Source organism: Luteibacter yeojuensis, from assembly GCF_011742875.1.
GTDB classification, from domain to species: Bacteria; Pseudomonadota; Gammaproteobacteria; order Xanthomonadales; family Rhodanobacteraceae; genus Luteibacter; species Luteibacter yeojuensis.
In genome coordinates, this window is the sequence record NZ_JAAQTL010000001.1 from 1,995,710 (window position 1) to 2,013,477 (window position 17,768).

General features: G+C 66.8%; 17 protein-coding genes. 6 read left to right on the forward strand and 11 right to left on the reverse strand.

Annotated features, from left to right (window positions below):
- Positions 1-196 precede the first annotated feature (196 nt).
- Positions 197-1,648 (reverse strand): bifunctional 2-methylcitrate dehydratase/aconitate hydratase, encoded by a 1,452-nt coding sequence (locus HBF32_RS09075; RefSeq protein WP_166699337.1) that lies wholly within the window; start codon positions 1,646-1,648, stop codon positions 197-199.
- A 288-nt stretch (positions 1,649-1,936) separates the two neighbouring features.
- Here HBF32_RS09075 and HBF32_RS09080 point away from each other — a divergent pair, with 288 nt between their 5' ends.
- Positions 1,937-2,617, forward strand: coding sequence for a TerC family protein (locus HBF32_RS09080; RefSeq protein ID WP_166699338.1), 681 nt, complete (start codon positions 1,937-1,939; stop codon positions 2,615-2,617).
- Positions 2,618-2,708: 91 nt separating this feature from the next.
- On the opposite strand, the gene HBF32_RS09085 is transcribed toward HBF32_RS09080, so the two are convergent.
- The 7 genes from HBF32_RS09085 to HBF32_RS09115 all read right to left on the reverse strand — a co-directional run bounded on the left by HBF32_RS09085 (position 2,709) and on the right by HBF32_RS09115 (position 8,037).
- The gene (locus HBF32_RS09085) at positions 2,709-3,563 is read right to left on the reverse strand and encodes an outer membrane protein (protein ID WP_240147807.1); all 855 of its coding nucleotides are present in this window, start codon (positions 3,561-3,563) and stop codon (positions 2,709-2,711) included.
- Positions 3,564-3,712: 149 nt separating this feature from the next.
- Complete coding sequence (locus HBF32_RS09090) at positions 3,713-5,107, reverse strand: coiled-coil domain-containing protein (protein WP_166699339.1); 1,395 nt, start codon at positions 5,105-5,107, stop codon at positions 3,713-3,715.
- 3 nt (positions 5,108-5,110) lie between these two features.
- Complete coding sequence (locus HBF32_RS09095) at positions 5,111-5,719, reverse strand: hypothetical protein (protein ID WP_166699340.1); 609 nt, start codon at positions 5,717-5,719, stop codon at positions 5,111-5,113.
- A complete protein-coding gene (locus HBF32_RS09100; protein WP_338039751.1) occupies positions 5,716-6,399 on the reverse strand; it encodes a C39 family peptidase in 684 nt (227 codons plus the stop codon). The genes HBF32_RS09095 and HBF32_RS09100 overlap by 4 nt, the downstream gene beginning before the upstream one ends.
- Positions 6,396-6,755, reverse strand: coding sequence for a hypothetical protein (locus HBF32_RS19305; RefSeq protein ID WP_240147808.1), 360 nt, complete (start codon positions 6,753-6,755; stop codon positions 6,396-6,398). The genes HBF32_RS09100 and HBF32_RS19305 overlap by 4 nt, the downstream gene beginning before the upstream one ends.
- Positions 6,756-6,839: 84 nt before the next feature.
- Positions 6,840-7,766 carry a hypothetical protein gene (locus HBF32_RS09110; RefSeq protein ID WP_166699341.1) on the reverse strand — a complete coding sequence of 309 codons (927 nt, stop codon included), beginning with the start codon at positions 7,764-7,766 and terminating at the stop codon, positions 6,840-6,842.
- The gene (locus HBF32_RS09115; RefSeq protein WP_166699342.1) at positions 7,759-8,037 is read right to left on the reverse strand and encodes a hypothetical protein; all 279 of its coding nucleotides are present in this window, start codon (positions 8,035-8,037) and stop codon (positions 7,759-7,761) included. The genes HBF32_RS09110 and HBF32_RS09115 overlap by 8 nt, the downstream gene beginning before the upstream one ends.
- A 28-nt stretch (positions 8,038-8,065) precedes the next feature.
- Between HBF32_RS09115 and HBF32_RS09120 the strand changes: the two genes are divergently transcribed.
- On the forward strand, positions 8,066-10,084 hold the full coding sequence (locus HBF32_RS09120; protein WP_166699343.1) for an FAD-dependent oxidoreductase: 2,019 nt from the start codon (positions 8,066-8,068) through the stop codon (positions 10,082-10,084).
- 110 nt (positions 10,085-10,194) lie between these two features.
- Here HBF32_RS09120 and prpC read toward each other — a convergent pair whose 3' ends face one another.
- From prpC to HBF32_RS09135, 3 genes are all read right to left on the reverse strand, one after another.
- Entirely contained in the window at positions 10,195-11,349 is a 1,155-nt protein-coding gene (gene prpC, locus HBF32_RS09125; protein WP_166699344.1) for a bifunctional 2-methylcitrate synthase/citrate synthase, read from the reverse strand.
- An 11-nt stretch (positions 11,350-11,360) separates the two neighbouring features.
- The gene (gene prpB / locus HBF32_RS09130) at positions 11,361-12,248 is read right to left on the reverse strand and encodes a methylisocitrate lyase (protein ID WP_166699345.1); all 888 of its coding nucleotides are present in this window, start codon (positions 12,246-12,248) and stop codon (positions 11,361-11,363) included.
- 173 nt (positions 12,249-12,421) lie between these two features.
- On the reverse strand, positions 12,422-14,005 hold the full coding sequence (locus HBF32_RS09135; protein WP_166699346.1) for an alpha/beta hydrolase: 1,584 nt from the start codon (positions 14,003-14,005) through the stop codon (positions 12,422-12,424).
- A 146-nt stretch (positions 14,006-14,151) separates the two neighbouring features.
- On the opposite strand from HBF32_RS09135, the gene HBF32_RS09140 reads away from it, so the two are divergent.
- The 4 genes from HBF32_RS09140 to HBF32_RS09155 all read left to right on the forward strand — a co-directional run bounded on the left by HBF32_RS09140 (position 14,152) and on the right by HBF32_RS09155 (position 17,763).
- Entirely contained in the window at positions 14,152-15,108 is a 957-nt protein-coding gene (locus tag HBF32_RS09140; RefSeq protein WP_166699347.1) for a diacylglycerol/lipid kinase family protein, read from the forward strand.
- Entirely contained in the window at positions 15,105-15,902 is a 798-nt protein-coding gene (locus tag HBF32_RS09145; RefSeq protein ID WP_166699348.1) for a metallophosphoesterase family protein, read from the forward strand. Before HBF32_RS09140 ends, HBF32_RS09145 begins: the two co-directional genes overlap by 4 nt.
- Positions 15,903-16,010: 108 nt before the next feature.
- Positions 16,011-16,454, forward strand: a complete 444-nt coding sequence (locus HBF32_RS09150; protein WP_166699349.1) for a DUF2231 domain-containing protein — start codon at positions 16,011-16,013, stop codon at positions 16,452-16,454.
- On the forward strand, positions 16,447-17,763 hold the full coding sequence (locus HBF32_RS09155) for a PQQ-dependent sugar dehydrogenase (protein ID WP_166699350.1): 1,317 nt from the start codon (positions 16,447-16,449) through the stop codon (positions 17,761-17,763). Before HBF32_RS09150 ends, HBF32_RS09155 begins: the two co-directional genes overlap by 8 nt.
- Positions 17,764-17,768 lie beyond the last annotated feature (5 nt).

The window sequence follows — 17,768 nt, forward strand, 5'->3', positions numbered from 1 at the left end:
GGTGTCTCCTCATTATTGGTATTCGCGTCCGCGCTCCACCCCAGACGGAAATCGCGCGTAGAACTCTTTGTCGAATCCGGGGACTTCGGCTGTCCCTCGCTTTGGTACCCCTTTAACGGGCGGCGGCAGTTTAGCAAAAATCAAACAATTGGGCACATGCCCAAAACCGCCGTTCATACTCGAGTCACGGCGATTATCAAGCCGTGAAGAGCGTCATGAACTCGTGAATGGGCATGGCGTCCAGCGTCTCCGGCGACGATGTGATCGCCAGCAGCTTCTCCACGCGCTCGGCGGGCCATTCGGCGCGCAGGGCGGATTCGAACTTCTTCAGCAGCACGGGAATGCCTTCGGCGCGGCGCTTGCGGTGACCGATCGGATAATCGATGGAAACCTTTTCGGTCGACGAACCGTCCTTGAAAAACACCTGGACCGAGTTGCCGATATAGCGTTTTTCGGCATCGAAGTAGTCCTTGGTGAACTGCGGGTTCTCCACCACGGTCATTTTGTCGCGCAGCGCGTCGATACGCGGATCGGCCGCCACCGAATCGTTGTAATCGTCGGCGGTCAGGCGGCCGAAGATCAGCGGCACGGCCACCATGTACTGGATGCAGTGGTCGCGGTCGGCATAGTTGGCCAGCGGACCGGTCTTGTCGATGATGCGGCAACCGGCTTCCTGGGTTTCGATCACCACCTTCTCCACCTCGTCGAGGCGGCCGCTCACCTGGGCGTGCAGCGCCATGGCGCACTCCACGGCGGTCTGGGCATGGAACTCGGCCGGGAAGCTGATCTTGAACAGCACGTTCTCCATCACATAGCTGCCGAACGGGCGCTCGAACTCGAACGCGTTACCCTTGAAGGCCACGTCGTAATAGCCCCAGGTCTTCGCCGAAAGCGCGGACGGATAGCCCACCACGTTGCGATAGACGGCGTTGATCGCGTGGGTGACGGCACGGCGGCAGGCGTCGCCGGCGGCCCAGCTCTTGCGCGGGCCCGTGTTCGGCGCATGGCGGTAGGTGCGCAGGGCGCCGTTGTCGATCCAGCTGTGCGAGACGGCCGTCGTGATCTGTTCCTTGCCACCGCCCAGCATGGCCGTGGTCACCGCCGTGGAGGCGAGGCGCACGAGGATCACATGGTCCTGGCCCACGCGATTGAAGCTGTTCTTGAGGGCGTAGCAGCCCTGGATCTCGTGCGCCTTGATGGCGTAGCCCAGCACGTCGCGCACGGTGAGCGGCTTGCCGCCCTCCTTCACCGCCTTGCGGGACAGGTAATCGGCCACGGAAAGGATGGCACCGAGGTTGTCCGAGGGGTGACCCCACTCGGCCGCGAGCCAGGTGTCGTTGAAGTCGAGGTAGCGGATCTGCGTGCCGATCGCGAAGGCGGCCTGCACCGGGTCCAGTTCGTGCGAGGTGAACGGCACGCGGGAACCGCCGGCGAGCGTCGCGCCGGGGACGACCGGGCCGAGATGCTTCACGCAGTCCGGGAACTTCATGGCCAGGGCGGAGCAGGCCAGCGAGTCGAGCAGCATGTAGCGCGCGGTGTCGTAGGCCTCCTGCGAGTCGATCTGGACATCGGCCACGTAGTTGGCGATGTCCACCAGCGGCTGGTCCGGATCGGGACGCGTGGCGGAACGGATGTCGTGTGCGCTCATGGACTTCACTCGAGAGAGTTGGGAAAGCCGGCGATTTTAACCGGTCACCCCGGGTCGATGTCTTGCCGCGCTGCATCCCAACAGGGACAATGGGTTCCACTACCACCCGAAGGGGAGTAGTTCCGCGGGCCGTCCCGGTCCGCGTGCGTCGATCGTCAGTACGGGCGCCCCATGCGCCCCGGTCGTCGCGGCGGCTTCGCGCCGGGAACGAGACTTTTGCGGTGACGACGGGCGCGCGTACCCGTCGCCGCCGCATGGGTCCACCCCAGCGCGCCAAGGCCCTATCGCATGGATTTCCTGAGTCCCGAATTCTTCTCCGGCCTCGCCGCCATCATCCTCCTCGACCTCGTGCTGGCCGGCGACAACGCCATCGTCATCGCCCTGGCCGCGCGCAACCTGCCGCCGCACTTGCAGAGGAAGGCCGTGTTCTGGGGCACCTTCGGCGCCATCGCCGTACGCGTCGCCCTCACCTTCGCGGTGATCTGGCTGCTCAAGTTGCCGGGCCTGATGCTGGTGGGCGGCCTCCTGCTCCTGCCGATCGCCTGGAAGCTGCTGAAGCCCGGCGAGCACGATCCGGAGGTTTCGGCCGCCTCCGGCTTCTGGTCGGCGATCCGCACCATCGTCGTGGCCGACGCCCTCATGGGCCTGGACAACGTCCTGGCGATCGCGGGCGCCGCCAAGGGCCATATGGGCCTGGTGGTGCTAGGCCTGGCGATCAGCGTGCCGCTGGTGGTGTGGGGCTCCACCCTGATCCTCAAGCTCATCCACCGCTTTCCGATCATCATCTATATCGGCGCGGGCGCCATCGCATGGACGTCCGCGCGGATGATCGCGCACGACGGGCTGGTGGCGGCCTGGTTCCAGGCAAACGCCTGGGCGCCGTGGACGCTCGACGCGGTGCTGGTGCTGGGCATCTGCCTTGGTGGCTGGCTGTGGGCGCGCAGGGCCGGGCGTAAGGCTTTGGCCTAGGCTCTCTGTAGGAGCCGCTATAGCGGCGAGGGAACCTTGCGACAAAACGGCAAGACTGCTCTCGCCGCTATGGCGGCTCCTACACGAGCGCTTAGAAGCGGAAGCGGACGTAAGCCGCCGGGCCGTGCAGCTTCATGTCGAGGTCCAGATCGTAGTTGCGCTTGTCCTGGTTCAACTTGATCCGCGTATACGCGTATTCGGCACCGAAGCCCACGTTCTCCCAGGGGAACCACTCGACGCCTACCGCGGCATCCCAGATGTGCCCGTTGAGCCGGCCGCCGTTCTTCTTCACGCCGTTGGCGTTGACGTACATGCGCCACTGGTCGCTGAACGCATGGCGCCAGCCCAGCTGCAGGTTCGGCGCCCAGGCGTCGGTACTGGTGCTCGCGCCTTCCTGGAAGGTCTCCCCGTTCACCGTCGCGGAGCCGAAGATGCTGCCGTGTACCTTGTAGTACGCCGCGCCCAAGCCCACACCGAAGACGTCGTCGCCGGTTCCGAACCACCACTTGTAAGCCGCGCTGCCGAAAGTGAACTTCAGGTCGCCCTTGACCCGCGCCGTGGCGTCGATCGGATTGCCGAGGAAATTGATCTGCTCGGAGAGGGTCTTCGAGTGGGAGCGATCGACCTCGTAGTAATCGAAGGAGAAGCCCTGGTGCTCGCCGATGAGGAAATCGAGGCGGACCCGGGGCACGGTCTTGTGCTTCTTGAAGTCGAGATCGTCCTCGAGGTTCACGTCGCCGCTGGTGTTCATGATGCCCGTATGGGCGCCGATCGTCGTGTCGTTGTTGGTGTAGTAGCCGCCGGCCCAGATGCTGACGTTGTCCAGCGCGCGCGACTGGGATTTCTTTCCGCCGTCCTGCGCGTGCGCGGCGGCGCCGAAGGCCACGAGAGAAGCGATGGCCAGGCCGGTGGCGGCCTTGGCATGACGATGTGAACGTGTGCGCATTCCAAACTCCCTGCAAAGTTTTTTGTTCGTACCCCCGGACGAAAGATTAACGAGCGGTTACGTGTGCATCGTGTGCACGGGAACCTTCGCGCATGAAAGTGCGTTCAGGCACGGTCGGTGAAGCACAGGTGAAGACGAAATCCACGACGTCAAAGCGTGATGGGTACGCGTACCGTGATCGTCGTATCGGGCGTGTCGCGCGTGATGCCCACGCCGAGCGTCACGTTCAACGTCTCCTTGTCGTTGAAGCGGTACGAACCGCCGATCAGCAGCGAACCCAGCGTGGCCCGCGCGGAACCGGGCAAGGGATGGTTGTTCTGCCGGGTGCGGCCCACGAACGCCTGGTCGTAGCCGATGCTGATGGAGGCCTTCTCGTTGAGCGAGAGGCCCATGCCGATGCTGATATCGGCGATGTCGCCGGCCTTCACGTCGCCCAGGAACTGCTTGCCGGCGCCGAGCACGTTGCGGCTCACGTTCTTGCGTTCGAAGTTGTGCAGGTAGCTCAGGTTGCCGAAGAAGACCACGGGATCGGAGGGATACAGCCAGGTGACGCCCAATTGCGCGGAGTAGAAGCCCGTACCCGTCGGGCTGCGTAGCGGCAGTCCCGTACCGGTGAAGTTCTCCACGCAGCGCGTGACGCAATCGCTGGTGACTTCGAACGGATCCCGGCCGGTACGCGACTTGGCGCGGAACCAGCCGATGTAATACGGCTTGTCGGCGCCACCGTCGTTCAGCTGGTAGCGCAACGTGGCCTCGATGTCGCCGAGCCCCTTGCCGCTCGTGGTGAACAGGCGGTCCTGCGCCGTGCCGGTGAATATCTCGCGACTGATCGTGTCCGTGTGCGTGTCCACGTAGGGCACGCGCACTTCCACTTCCATGCGATTGGTGAGGCCGTAGCGGAAGGCCAATGCGCCGGTCTGCGTCGTGGTCTTCACCTGGCGCACGTCGACCAGACCGATGAGGATCGCCGGAATCACGGTGTAGCCGACGAGCGCCACGCGATCGCTCGAGGAATAGCCGTACTGGTAGGACGGCTCCAGTATCAGTTTCCCGCGCGGCGTCAGCACACCGGGCTGGTCGAAGATCGGCGCGACCTCGGGCGGGCGCTCGTCCTGCTCGGGGCGCCTGCCCACCGGCTGCGTGGCGGCCACCGGCGCGGACGCCGGGGCGACAGGCGCGCCGGGAGGCGGCGCACCCGGCGGTTGTTCCTGCGCGGGGGCGGCCTGCGCCCTCGGATCGGCGAGGGCGGCGGAGCCGCCGCGCGCCTCCTCCAGCGCATTCAGCCCGATCGCACGGCGCAGGTCGTTGTACTGGACTTCCTGCGCGGCCAGCTCGCGCTTCATCTGCTCGAGCTCGGCCAGCTGCTCCGCCATGCGGCTGCGCATCGCGTCGATGCGCCTGCCTTGCGCCTCGATCTTCTCGCGCAAGGCCGGATCGACCGGCGAGTCCTGCGCGAGGCAAGCACCCACCCACATCGGAAGCACGGCGAGTGCGAGTGCACTCGCGCATGTCCTTGCCTGCATCACCCTGCCATTGCGATACATGCGTCAGTTCCCCCGGTACTGGATCACCGCGTTCTGGATCGACTCCGCGACGCGCATGTTCTGCAACATGTTCGCCGTGTTGACCGAAGCGTCGATCGTGGTCGTGGCCGAGATGGCCTGGTTGTCGAGCGAGTTCTGCACGATGAGTCCCGGCAGGCCGGAAGACGGAAGGCTGGCCGTCACCGCCGTCTGCGGGATCTGTACGGATGCCGCGCCCGGTGTCGCCGCGGACACCGTAACGGGGGGCACGCCCACCGACGGCGCCTGGGAGACGACGACGGGCATCGTCGGGACGGCGTCGGCGACGCTGCCCATGCCGTTGGTCACCACCGTGGTGCGCAGCGCCTCCTGCAGCGCGGTTGCCTGCTCGTTGGTGATCTTCGCGATGTCCGGCACGCTGATGCTCGTGCGTATGGCCTCCATGCCGTTGACGAGCACCGTGCGCTGCAGCGCGAACGATGCGCGCAAGTCGTCGCCGAAGTCGAAGCCGCCGCGGATGCTGTCCAGTCGCGCGTCGGAAACCGCCCGGTTCACCGGAAAATCCGCAGCGCCGGCGGTGGCAGGCAGGCCACTGGCCAGTACGGCGGCAATAAGGAGGAGTCGGGTGTTCATATGTCCCCCGGACCGCGCTTGGGCATGACGAGAGGACCGAGCCCGTTGCGCTCGATGCCCTCGCCGATGGGCGCCGCGGGTGCGACGGCCCAGTCGCGCGGACTGTTGAAGATGGCGTGGTCCCGCTGGTTGTGGATGACGAAGACAACGCGGTTGGTCCACATGGCGTCGAACCGACGCTTCGACATCGCGCGCGTGCCGCGGGCCGGATCGCCCACCAGCACACGGCCGTTCTTGTATCCCTTCACCACGACGAAGTGGTGGTACCCGCGCTCGTTGATCAGCACGATCGCCGGAATACCCTCGTCGTCGAGGCGCTCCAGCGGCACCTCGAAGCCGTCGGCATCGAAGCCGCGCGAAGCGAGGAAGCGCTTGATGTCGAGCAGCGAAAACCCTTCCTTGCCGATCTTCGCGCGGTCGCCATGGATGTACATGGTGTCGAACGCCGACTGCTCGTCCACCGGATAGCCATACTGGTAGGTGAGCAGCGTCGCCACCGCCGCGGAGCCGCAGCTGAAATCGTATTTCTGCCGGATCGTGTTGCGGAAGCGTGCCTCCTTCAAGCTGGTCATCCGCACCGGATACGACGTGCCGGGACTCGTCTGCACCTCGACCTTCATCGCCGGTGCGGCGGGCGCCGCCAGCAGCAGTCCGAGGGCGAGGGCGCAGGCGATCTTCACGGGTTCATCCGCACGGTGACGATCGTCGAGTTCTGGATCAGCACGTTGTTGCCCGAGTTCTGGATCACCGTCGGCAAGCCGGTCGCGTTGCCGAAGGCACTGCCCGAGATGTAATTGCCGCCGGTGACGTTGTCCGTCGCCTCGGTGTTGGTCATCGTGCCGTTGAGGTTCTGCTGGTTGGTGGTGGTGGCGCTGCCGCCGGTCATGTCCTTGAGTCGCTCGGGGGATGTGGCCGGTCCGAACGAAGGGGGCGGTCCTCCTTCGCCGGGTGGCGTGGCGTACGCCGCTCCACAGGCGCAGGCCAGGGCCAGCAAGGCCGCCGGCACGCGCATTCGATATTCGCGAGACTGCCGCATGGGTGCTCTCCTGAAGGTCTGCGCACTGCCCTTCGGGTAACCGCGGAACGCGCGAGGCGCCCCGCGGTTCCTCCGCTGTCGCCGTTACGGGGACGGAGCCGAGCCGACGCTCAGGTTGGCCTGGACGTTCACGCCCTGCTGGATCAACGACGCCGCGCCGCTGTTCTGCGCGAAGTTGGAGATGCCCGCAGCCGCGGCGCCCGCGCTGCCCATGTCGTTGTACATGTTGAACGCACCGGCATCGGCATAGGCCGTGCCGCCCGCGCCACCGGCGCCACCCGCGGCACCCGTGCCCGAACCGCCCGTGCCCGCTGCGCCCGCGCCACCGGCGCCGCCGGCGCCGCCGGCCGCCATGGCCGTGCCGCCCGCGCCACCCGTGCCGGTCGACGCACCGGAGGTGCTCGTCGCCGCGCCCGAGGTACCCGCACCGCCCGTGCTGGCGCTCGCGCCGCCCGTGCTCGCCGTGGATCCGCCCGTCGCCGTGTCGTTACCGGCGCCACGCGCGTTGGCCCTGCCGCCGTCGCCGGAAGCATCGCCGCCGTCGCCATGGGCACCACCGCCCCACGCGACGCTCATTGACCCGGCGTCGCCACTGGAGGACGAGCCGTCTCCACCGACAGCACCACGCGCACGCGCGTTACCGCCGTCACCGCCGGATCCGCCACGACCGCCATACCCTTTGGCGCCGTAACCGTCGCCGCCGGATCCGCCACGTCCGCCGTTGGCGTCACCCCAGTTTTTGGCCACGTTACCGATGCCGCTGACGCCAACATCGCTGACGCTGCCGTTGAGCGTGGTGTAAGACACCGCATTGGTGGTGTTGAACGACCCGCTGGTGGTCTTGGTGTGGGTCGAGCTGTCCGTGTAGGTGGAACTGTCTGAGTACTGCACGGCAATCGACTTGCGCTGCGCCGAAGGTCCGGCGCCTCCGGTCTGAGTGTCGTCGGCCATGGCCGGCAAGGCCAGTCCGGTGGCGAGGCAGATCGCCGTGGCGATAAGAGTCTTACGCATGGGAGAGTCTCCTGTGAGCGACGCGAAACCCCTGTTTTTTCTCGATGACCGGCGGTCCTGCCAACGCACCGGGTTCCATAGAAGGAGCAAATTGCGTGCCTTCCGTCGCGTCGGCGACGAGACCTGCTGCGATGCGGGTTTCCACGCTTTTCTTCGGCTTACGAACGGCATCGGTTGTAACGGCGCCGATACACGCCGTAACGCGGCTAATGCGGATGATTTCGTGAAGGCGCGAGGGCCTATTGCCGTTCTTGCCCGTTACGCCCATCATTCGAACGATCGTTTGAACGGAGCCTCCCGTGGCCTACCCGCACCTGCTCGCCCCGCTCGACCTCGGCTTCACCACCCTGCCCAACCGTGTGCTCATGGGGTCCATGCACGTCGGCCTGGAGGACAAGGCCGCGGACTTCGACAAGCTGGCGGCCTTCTACGCCGAACGCGCCCGCGGCGGCGTCGGGCTCATCGTCACCGGCGGCATCGCACCGAGCCTCCGCGGCTGGCTGAAACCCATGGCGGGAACGATGTCGATGCCCTGGCATGTCGCACGGCACCGGAAGGTCACCCGCGCGGTGCATGCGGAAGGGGGGAGGATCTGCATGCAGATCCTCCATGCCGGGCGCTATGGCTATCACCCGTTCTCCGTGGCCCCCTCGCGGATCAAGTCGCCCATCACGCCCTTCACGCCGCGCGCGCTGTCGGCCCGCGGCGTGGAACGCTGCATCGACGCCTTCGTGCGCAGCGCGAAGCTCGCGCGCGAGGCCGGATACGACGGCGTGGAGGTGATGGGCTCGGAGGGTTACCTCATCAACCAGTTCCTCACCGCGAGGACGAACCGGCGCACCGATCGCTGGGGCGGCTCCGCGGAGAACCGCATGCGCTTCCCCATCGAGATCGTGCGGTGCATGCGCGAGGCGGTCGGCAAGGACTTCATCATCGTGTACCGGTTGTCGATGCTCGACCTCGTCGACGAGGCCCAGTCGTGGACCGACATCGTCGCGCTCGGCAAGGGCATCGAGGCAGCCGGGGCGACCCTGATCAATACCGGCATCGGCTGGCACGAGGCGCGCGTTCCCACCATCGTCACCAGCGTGCCGCGCGGTGCCTTCTCATGGGTCACGCGGCGGATGAAGGGCGAGGTGTCGCTTCCGCTCGTCACGACGAACCGGATCAACATGCCCGACGTGGCCGAGCAGATCCTCGCCCGCGGGGATGCCGACATGGTGTCGATGGCGCGCCCCTTCCTCGCCGACCCCGAGTGGGTGAACAAGGCGCGCGCGGCGCGGCCGGAAGCGATCAACACCTGCATCGCCTGCAACCAGGCCTGCCTCGACCATGTCTTCGTCAACCGGCGCGCGTCCTGCCTCGTGAACCCGCGCGCCTGCCACGAGACGGAGCTTAACGTCCTGCCCGCGACAGCGAAGAAGCGCGTCGCCGTCGTCGGCGCCGGCCCCGCGGGCCTCGCCGCCGCGACCACGCTCGCCGAGCGCGGGCATGCCGTGACGCTGTTCGATCGCGCGCCGCGCATCGGCGGCCAGTTCAACATGGCGAAGCGGATCCCGGGCAAGGAGGAATTCCATGAAGCGCTGCGCTACTTCGACCATCGGCTCGACGCGACGGGCGTGGAGCGCCGCCTCGGCACGGAGGCCGGGGCGGATGTGCTCGCCGCGGGCGGCTTCGACACCGTGATCCTCGCCACCGGCGTGCTGCCACGCGCGCTCGACCTGCCGGGCGCCGATCATCCCAAGGTACTGAGCTACCTCGACGTGCTGCACGGCGACGCGCCCGTGGGGCACAAGGTGGCGATCATCGGCGCGGGCGGCATCGGTTTCGACGTGGCCGAGTTCCTGACCGAGGCCGCGCCCTCCCCCAGCACCGACATCGCGCGCTGGACGAAGGAATGGGGCGTGGACATGGCGGTGGCCACCCCCGGCGGCCTGATGCCCGCCCAGCCGGAAAAGCCGGAACGCCAGGTCTGGCTGCTCCAGCGCACGGCCGGACGCCCGGGCGGACGGCTCAACAAGACCTCGGGCTGGGTACATCGCGCCACGCTGAAGAACAAACGCGTGCAGATGCTCGGCGGGGTGGGTTACGACCGCATCGATGATGCGGGGTTGCACGTCGTGATCGACGGCCAGCCGCGAGTGCTGGATGTGGACAACGTGATCGTCTGCGCGGGGCAGGAGCCGAACCGCGAGCTGCACGATGCGCTGCTGGCGCGTGGCATGGACGTGCGCCTGGTAGGCGGCGCGGACGTGGCGGCCGAGCTGGACGCGAAGCGTGCGATCGACCAGGCGACGAGATTGGCGGCTGCCCTCTGACAAGGCCGTCCACCTTTTTGCAGGAGCCGCTACAGCGGCGAGAGCAATCTTGCGGTGTGTCGCGAGATTTCCTCGCCGCTGTAGCGGCTCCTACAAGGTGCCGCGAAGGATCAGCGCTTCTCGATCGGCGTATACGCCTGGTCTTCCGGACCCGTGTAATTCGCGCTCGGGCGGATGATCTTGCCGTCCTCGCGTTGCTCGATCACGTGCGCGCTCCAGCCGGAGGTGCGCGCGATGACGAAGAGCGGCGTGAACATCGCCGTCGGCACGCCCATCATGTGGTAGGCCGAGGCCGAGTACCAGTCGAGGTTCGGGAACATCTTCTTCAGTTCCCACATCAGCTTCTCGATCTTCTCCGACACCTCGAACAAGCGGGGGTTACCGCCATCGGTGCAGAGCTTGCGCGAGATCTCCTTGATGATCTCGTTGCGCGGATCGGACACGGTGTACACCGGATGGCCGAAGCCGATGATGATTTCCTTGCGCTCGACGCGCGCGCGGATATCGGCTTCCGCCTCGGCCGCGTTGCGATAGCGTGCGATGATCTCCATCGCCACCTCGTTCGCGCCGCCGTGCTTCGGGCCGCGCAGGGCGCCGATCGCACCCGTGATGGCCGAATACATGTCCGAGCCGGTACCCGCGATGACGCGCGCGGTGAACGTGCTGGCGTTGAACTCGTGCTCCGCGTACAGCACCAGCGAGCGGTCCAGCGCGTGCGAGTGCAGGTCGCTGGGCTTGCGACCATGCAGCAGGTGCAGGAAGTGCGCCGCGATCGACTCGTCGTCGGTCTCGGTCTCGATGCGCTTGCCATTGTGGCTGAAGTGGTACCAGTACAGCAGCATCGAGCCGAAGCTGGCCATCAGGCGGTCGGCGATGTCGCGGGCGCCGGTGAGGTTGTGATCGTCCTTCTCCGGCAGCACGGTGCCGAGCACCGAGGCGCCCGTGCGCATCACGTCCATCGGATGCGTGGCGGCGGGCAGCAGTTCCAGCGCGGCCTTCACCGGCGCGGGCAGGCCACGCATGCGCTTCAGCTTGGCGCGGTACGCATTCAGCTCCATCCAGTTCGGCAGCACGCCGTGGACGAGCAGGTAGGCGACTTCCTCGAAGGAGCCCTTGGCGGCGAGGTCGTGGATGTCGTAGCCGCGGTAATGCAGGTCGTTGCCGCTGCGGCCGACCGTGCACAGCGCGGTGTTGCCGGCTGCCACGCCGGACAGCGCGACCGATTTCTTGGCCTTCGGCTGCGTGGTGGTTGTCGTGTCGCTCATTCGGTGACTCCTTAGCCCTTCTTGGAGAACAGTTCGTCGAGGTGACGTTCGTAAGCGTGGTAGCCGATGCGGTCGTAAAGCTCCTCGCGCGTCTGCATCGTATCGATGACGTTGCGCTGATGACCGTCTCGGCGAATGGCGGTGTAGACGTTTTCCGCGGCCTTGTTCATGGCGCGGAACGCGGACAGCGGGTAGAGCACGATGCCGACGCCCACGCTGCCCAGTTCCTCGGTGCTGAACAGCGGCGTCTGGCCGAACTCGGTGATGTTGGCGAGGATCGGCGCCTTCACGGCGTCGACGAAGCGCTTGTAGGTGGGCAGGTCGTAAGCCGCTTCGGCGAAGATCGCATCGGCACCGGCTTCCACGCAGGCTATCGCGCGCTCGATGGCCGCGTCCACACCGTCCACGGCGATGGCGTCGGTACGGGCGATGAGGAAGAAATCGGGATCGGTCTTCGCGTCGGCGGCGGCCTTGACCCGGTCGGCCATTTCGCCGGCGCTGACGATTTCCTTGCCGGGCCGGTGACCGCAACGCTTGGCGCCCACCTGGTCCTCGATGTGGCACGCCGCCGCGCCGAACTTGATGAGGCTCTTCACCGTGCGCGCTATGTTGAACGCGCTGGGGCCAAAGCCCGTGTCGATGTCGACCATCAGCGGCAGGTCGCAGACGTCGGTGATGCGGCGGACATCGGTGAGCACATCGTCGAGGGTGTTGATGCCCAGGTCCGGCAGGCCCAGCGAACCCGCGGCCACGCCGCCGCCGGACAGGTAGATGGCGCGGAAACCGGCCCGCTTCGCCAGCAGGGCATGGTTGGCGTTGATCGCCCCGATCACCTGCAGCGGCTGCTCCGCCGCGAGCGCGGCGCGGAAACGGGCGCCGGGCGAGGGTTGCTGTGCCATGGAACTCTCCGCGTAAAGAGGACCATTTTAGCGCACCGGCGGCCCCGACCCGTGCTGCGTCGCGGCGGACACCCTGGCCCCTTGTAGGAGCCGCTATAGCGGCGAGAGCAACCTCGCGGCGCCCCCGCAAGATTCCCTCGCCGCTATAGCGGCTCCTACAAGGTCGGCCCGGCTTACTTCTCCTGCCCCGGCCTCGCCACGCCGTACATCTCCCAGGCGATCTTCTTCAGGAGCGCCTGGCCGTCGCCGCCTTCCTTGTAGAGATCGAAGTGGGTCTTCCCGGGCAGGAAACGGATGTCGCTCTTCGCGTGCAGTCCGTCGAGGGTCTCCTTGAGCAGCTTCGCGGCACCGTCGAGATAGAACGTGTCCGCCGTCCCGACGATGACGTGGATCTTGCCGTCGAGATCCGGCTTCAGCACCGGCCACTGCGTGCGGAGGCGCTGGGCGATGTCGTAATGCGCACGCCAGTATGCCGCCACGTCGGCGTCCACGGCGCCGGTGTCGCGGTTGAACATCGGCTGCGGCCGGCCGTCCTTGCCGCGCGGCGAGAACACCCATTCGAACGAGGCGAGCTGCCCGCCATAGGCGCCGAGCACGCGCTCCAGCCTGGCGAATGTCTCGAAGGTGGCGATGACCTTGCCCTTGTCGCGCACCAGCGGATTCTCGCTGCCGTCGGGCTTGCGGTAGGCGTTGGCGCCCGGCCGGGTCAGGTCGATGCCGGTGAAGTCGCGGAAGTCGCTGGGATCGGGCGATGTCGACCAGGTACCGCCGAAGATCTTCGGATAGCGCGTCTGCAGCCACAACGTGGCCCAGCCGCCGGACGAGTGACCCTGGAGGAAGCGGCCGGACGGCTTCGCATCCATGCGGTAGCGGCCTTCGAGCCAGGGGATGTATTCCGTGGTCAGCGCCTGGCCCCACGGGCCGTTGTTGACGGAATCGGCGAACTCGTGGGTACCGGTGGGGCCCGATTCGTCGAGCAGCACCCAGATCATCGGCGGCATGTCCTTCTTCGACATGGCCAGCCAGAGGCCCGCGATGGTGCCGGCGTAGCGATCGAAGCCGCCCGTGAAACCATGCGTGAGGAACACGGTGGGATAACGCGCCGCGCCGTCGGGGTCATAACCCGGCGGCGTGACCACCCACGCGCGGATGGACTGGGGATGTCCCGCGAAGGCGGTGAGCAGCGGGCTCTCGAGCACTTCCGCATGGGCGTGCCGGCGTGCCTCCGGCAACGCGTCGCGCACGTCCTGCGGTACCTTCGGCGAAAGTGTCCAGGGATCCCTGGCGGGTACCGTCCTGCTCAGCTTCAGCGCGGGCAGGACGCCGCCCGGCACGAGCCTGACCGGCACGACCTCGCTGATGAGGTCGCCCTCGTGACGGCCGCTGTAGTTGTAGTCGTGACCGACGTCGAGCACCGCCTGGAAGAAGTAGTCGCCCGGCGGCAATGCGGAAAAGCCTGCCGGAAACGCCTCGCCGTCCGTGTCCAGGTCGACAGGCTGCCCCGGCGCGATCCAGCTCACCTCGCGCGCGGCGACGGACACCGCCTTTGGCTGGAACGGGTTCGTATCGACCTCCGCGGGCCTTTCCGCGGTGGCGGGCATCGCGAAAAGGAGGAGCCGGCCGGACGTGCCCTTGTCGCCCACGCCGTCGAGCGAGACGCGGACGATGCGATGCGCGAGCGGCGCCTCGTCCGCATCGACGGCGAAGCCTCCAGCAAGGAACGCGAGCGCGGCGAGCGTGCGGGAAAGGTTTTTCATTGGGCGATCCCCTTCTCGGGCCGCGGCAGCGCGGCATGGCGGTGGCGCCGATCCTGCCACGGGACACCGGGCGGGCGAAATGGACCATCGGTCACGCCGGTGCCCCTTTCATGCGCCCATGACGGCGCGGATGGTTGTTTGTAGCGATGCCTACTCCACCCGAATCCTTTCCCTTCGCCATCGTCATGAATGCCGGCTCGGGCCACGGCGAAGCCGATGCGGCCCGAGAGGAGATCGCCGCGATCCTGGACGCGGCGGGCCGTTCCCACCGGTTTTTCCTCATCGAGGGCGAGGACGATATCCAGAAGGTCGTGCGCGCCGCCGCGACCCATGCGAAAGCCACCGGTGGCGCCCTCGTGGCCGCCGGTGGCGACGGCACGATCAATGGCGTGGCGGGCATCGCGTGGGAGGAAGACCTCGTGATGGGTGTGCTGCCGCAAGGCACGTTCAATTTCTTCGGTCGCACGCACGGCATTCCCAGCGGCACGCGCGAAGCCACGGAGGCCCTTCTGCGCTCGACGCCCCACGATGCGCAGATCGGCAGGGTCAACGACCGCATCTTCCTGGTGAACGCCAGCCTGGGCCTCTATCCGCAGGTTCTCGAGGACCGCGAGGCGTGGAAGCAGCGCTTCGGACGCCATCGCATCGTGGCGCTGTGGTCGGGGCTCGCCACGATGATGCGCGGCTACCGGCCGTTGCGCATCGAAGTGAGCGACGGCGAGCGCACGCGTTCGCTGCGCACGCCCACCCTTTTCGTCGGCAACAACGCGCTGCAGCTGGAGAAGATCGGACTGCCCGAGGCAGAGGACGTCCGCTGCGCCGACGGCCGGCTGGCGGGCCTCGTCCTGAAGCCCATCGGCAGGCTGACGATGCTCGGCATCGTCCTGCGCGGCGCGCTCGGCAAGCTGGGCGAGGCGGAGAACGCCGTGAGCTTCGCATTCCGCGAGATCACGGTCGTCCCGAAACACGAACGCCATGCGATCAAGGTGGCGCTCGACGGCGAGATCGTCTGGCTCGCTCCGCCCATTGCCTTCCGCGCGGCGCCTCGCCCGTTGCGTCTCCTGACCGACCGCGTGCGCCAGCCGGGGGAGGACCCGGGTTGAGCCTCGTCGTCCAGATCTCCGATCCGCACTTCGGCACCGAACGCCCGGAGGTGGTTGAGGCCCTGCATGCATCCATCCGGACGCTGCGGCCGGACCTCGTGATTCTTTCGGGCGACGTGACCCAGCGCGCGCGCCGTGCCCAGTTCACGGCGGCACGCCGGTTCGTGGACGCCTGCGCGCGCCCCACCCTCGTCATCCCCGGAAACCACGACATTCCGCTGTTCAATCTTTTCGCCCGCCTGTTCGATCCTTTCGGGAACTACCGGCGGGCATTCGGCGACGACCTCGAGCCCGCGTTCGAGAACGACGAGCTGCTGGCGATCGGCGTCAATACCGTGCGCGCGGCACGGCATACGGTCGGCGAGGTGTCGGACGCGCAGATCGAGCGCGTATGCCGGCGGCTGGAGAAGGCCGCCGACGCACAGCTGCGCATCGTCGTCACGCACCAGCCCGTGCACGTGATCCGCGAAAAAGACATCGCGAACCTGCTCGTCAACCACGAGCGCGCCATCGCGGCATGGGCCGAGGCCGGCGCCGACCTCGTGCTCGGCGGGCACATCCACCTGCCCTATGTGAGACGGCTCGACGCGGAGGATCGCAAGCTCTTGCGGCCCCTCTGGTCCGTGCAGGCGGGAACGGCGCTGTCCACGCGCATCCGCGAGGGGATCGGCAATTCGTTCCATGCGATCCGCTACGAGCGGACGGATGCCTGCAGCGTGGAACAGTGGGATTACGACGAAGGGGTGCGGCGGTTCGGCGCAGGGCGGCGCACGGCGATTCCGTTACGGCGCTGAGCGGCCCTGCGAGCCGGTTCCCATCGGCACTGTCATAAAGCACGCCCATACGCGTTATCGACGTATAACGGGTCTACTATCTCCGGGTCCATCCAAGGGGCACCACCCATGAGCTATCCACCCGCACCAGGCCGTTCCGCCGTGGCCAACGCCGTCTATGGCCTGCTCAATCCCATTCCCTTCGGTTTCTTCGTCGCCGCGCTGGTCTTCGACATCGTCTATGCGAAGACCGGCACGATCCTGTGGGCGAAGGGCGCCGCCTGGCTGATCGTCATCGGCCTGCTCTTCGCCGTGATCCCCCGCCTGCTGAACCTGGTCCAGGTATGGATCACCTCGCGCCGGTTCAGTACCGGGGCGGACCACGTCGATTTCTGGCTGAACGTCGTGGCCATCGTCGCCGCGATCCTCAACGCCTTCGTCCACAGCCGCGACGCCTACGCGATCATGCCCGCGGGCGTATGGCTTTCCGTCGTTACCGTGACGTTGATCGCCGCCGGCCACGTCGTTATCGCCGTACGCTACTCGACGGCCCGGGAGATCCTCCATGACTAAGACCTTCCATCGTGGCGCGCTTGCCCTGGCCTGCGTGGCCTTGCTTGGCGCATGCAGCGAGAAAACCTCGCAGGACGCCATCGAGCAGACCGGCGCCGATCCATCCCTGCCCAAGGCGAAGAACTTCCTGGTGCCGCCGATGCAGGTGCCCGAATACGCCGGCTGGAAACAGGGTGCGGCGCCTACCGTCGCGCCGGGGCTGAAGATCGAGAAGATCGCCAGCGATCTCAAGCATCCGCGCCAGTTGCTCACCCTGCCCAACGGCGACGTGCTGGTCGTCGAGGCCAACGGCCCCGGCGAGGAAGCGGTCACGACACCGAAGCAGTTGATCGCCGGAATCGTGAAGAACCGTTCCGGCAAGGGCGCCAAGGGCGGCAACCAGATCACCCTGCTGCGCAAGACGGCTGCCACTGGCGAGTGGGAGAAGCACACCTATATCCGGAACCTGCATTCGCCGTTCGGCGTGCAGCTCATCGGCAATACGCTGTACGTCGCCAATACCGGTGCGATCGTCACCTTCCCTTATACGGAAGGGGCGAACGAGATAACGACACCGGGCGTCGAGTTCACCGACCTGCCGTCGACGGTCAACCACCACTGGACGAAAGCCCTTCAGGCCAACGGCGACGGCACCAAGCTCTACGTGGGCGTGGGTTCGAACAGCAACATCACCGAGAACGGCATGGAGGTCGAGTACCGTCGCGCCGATGTGCTGGAAGTGGACGTCGCCACCCGCGGCAGCCGCATCTACGCCTCGGGCATCCGCAACCCCACCGGCCTGCAATGGGATTCGACCACGAACACGCTATGGGCCATCGCGAACGAGCGCGACGAGATCGGGGCGAACCTCGTTCCCGATTACATGACGTCCGTGACCGAAGGTGCCTTCTACGGCTGGCCCTACAGTTATTACGGCCAGCATGTGGACAGCCGCGTGATGCCGCAACGGCCCGACATGGTGAAGAAGGCGATCAAGCCCGATTACGCGCTGGGCTCGCACGTCGCGGCGCTCGGTTTCCTGCTCAGCCAGCGGAACGCCCTGCCGGCGAAGTACCAGAACGGCGCCTTCGTCAGTGAGCACGGCAGTTGGGACCGCTCGCCGCTCAGCGGCTATGCGGTGGTCTTCATACCGTTCCAGGGCGGTAAGCCGGCCGGCAAGCCCGAGACGCTGGTAAGCGGCTTCTATTCGAAGGACGAGAAGCAGTTGTACGGGGCGCCGGTGGGCGTCGTGTTCGACAAGGACGGCGCGCTGCTCATCGCCGACGACGTGGGTAATGCGGTGTGGCGGGTGACATCCGCCACGCCGTGACGCAG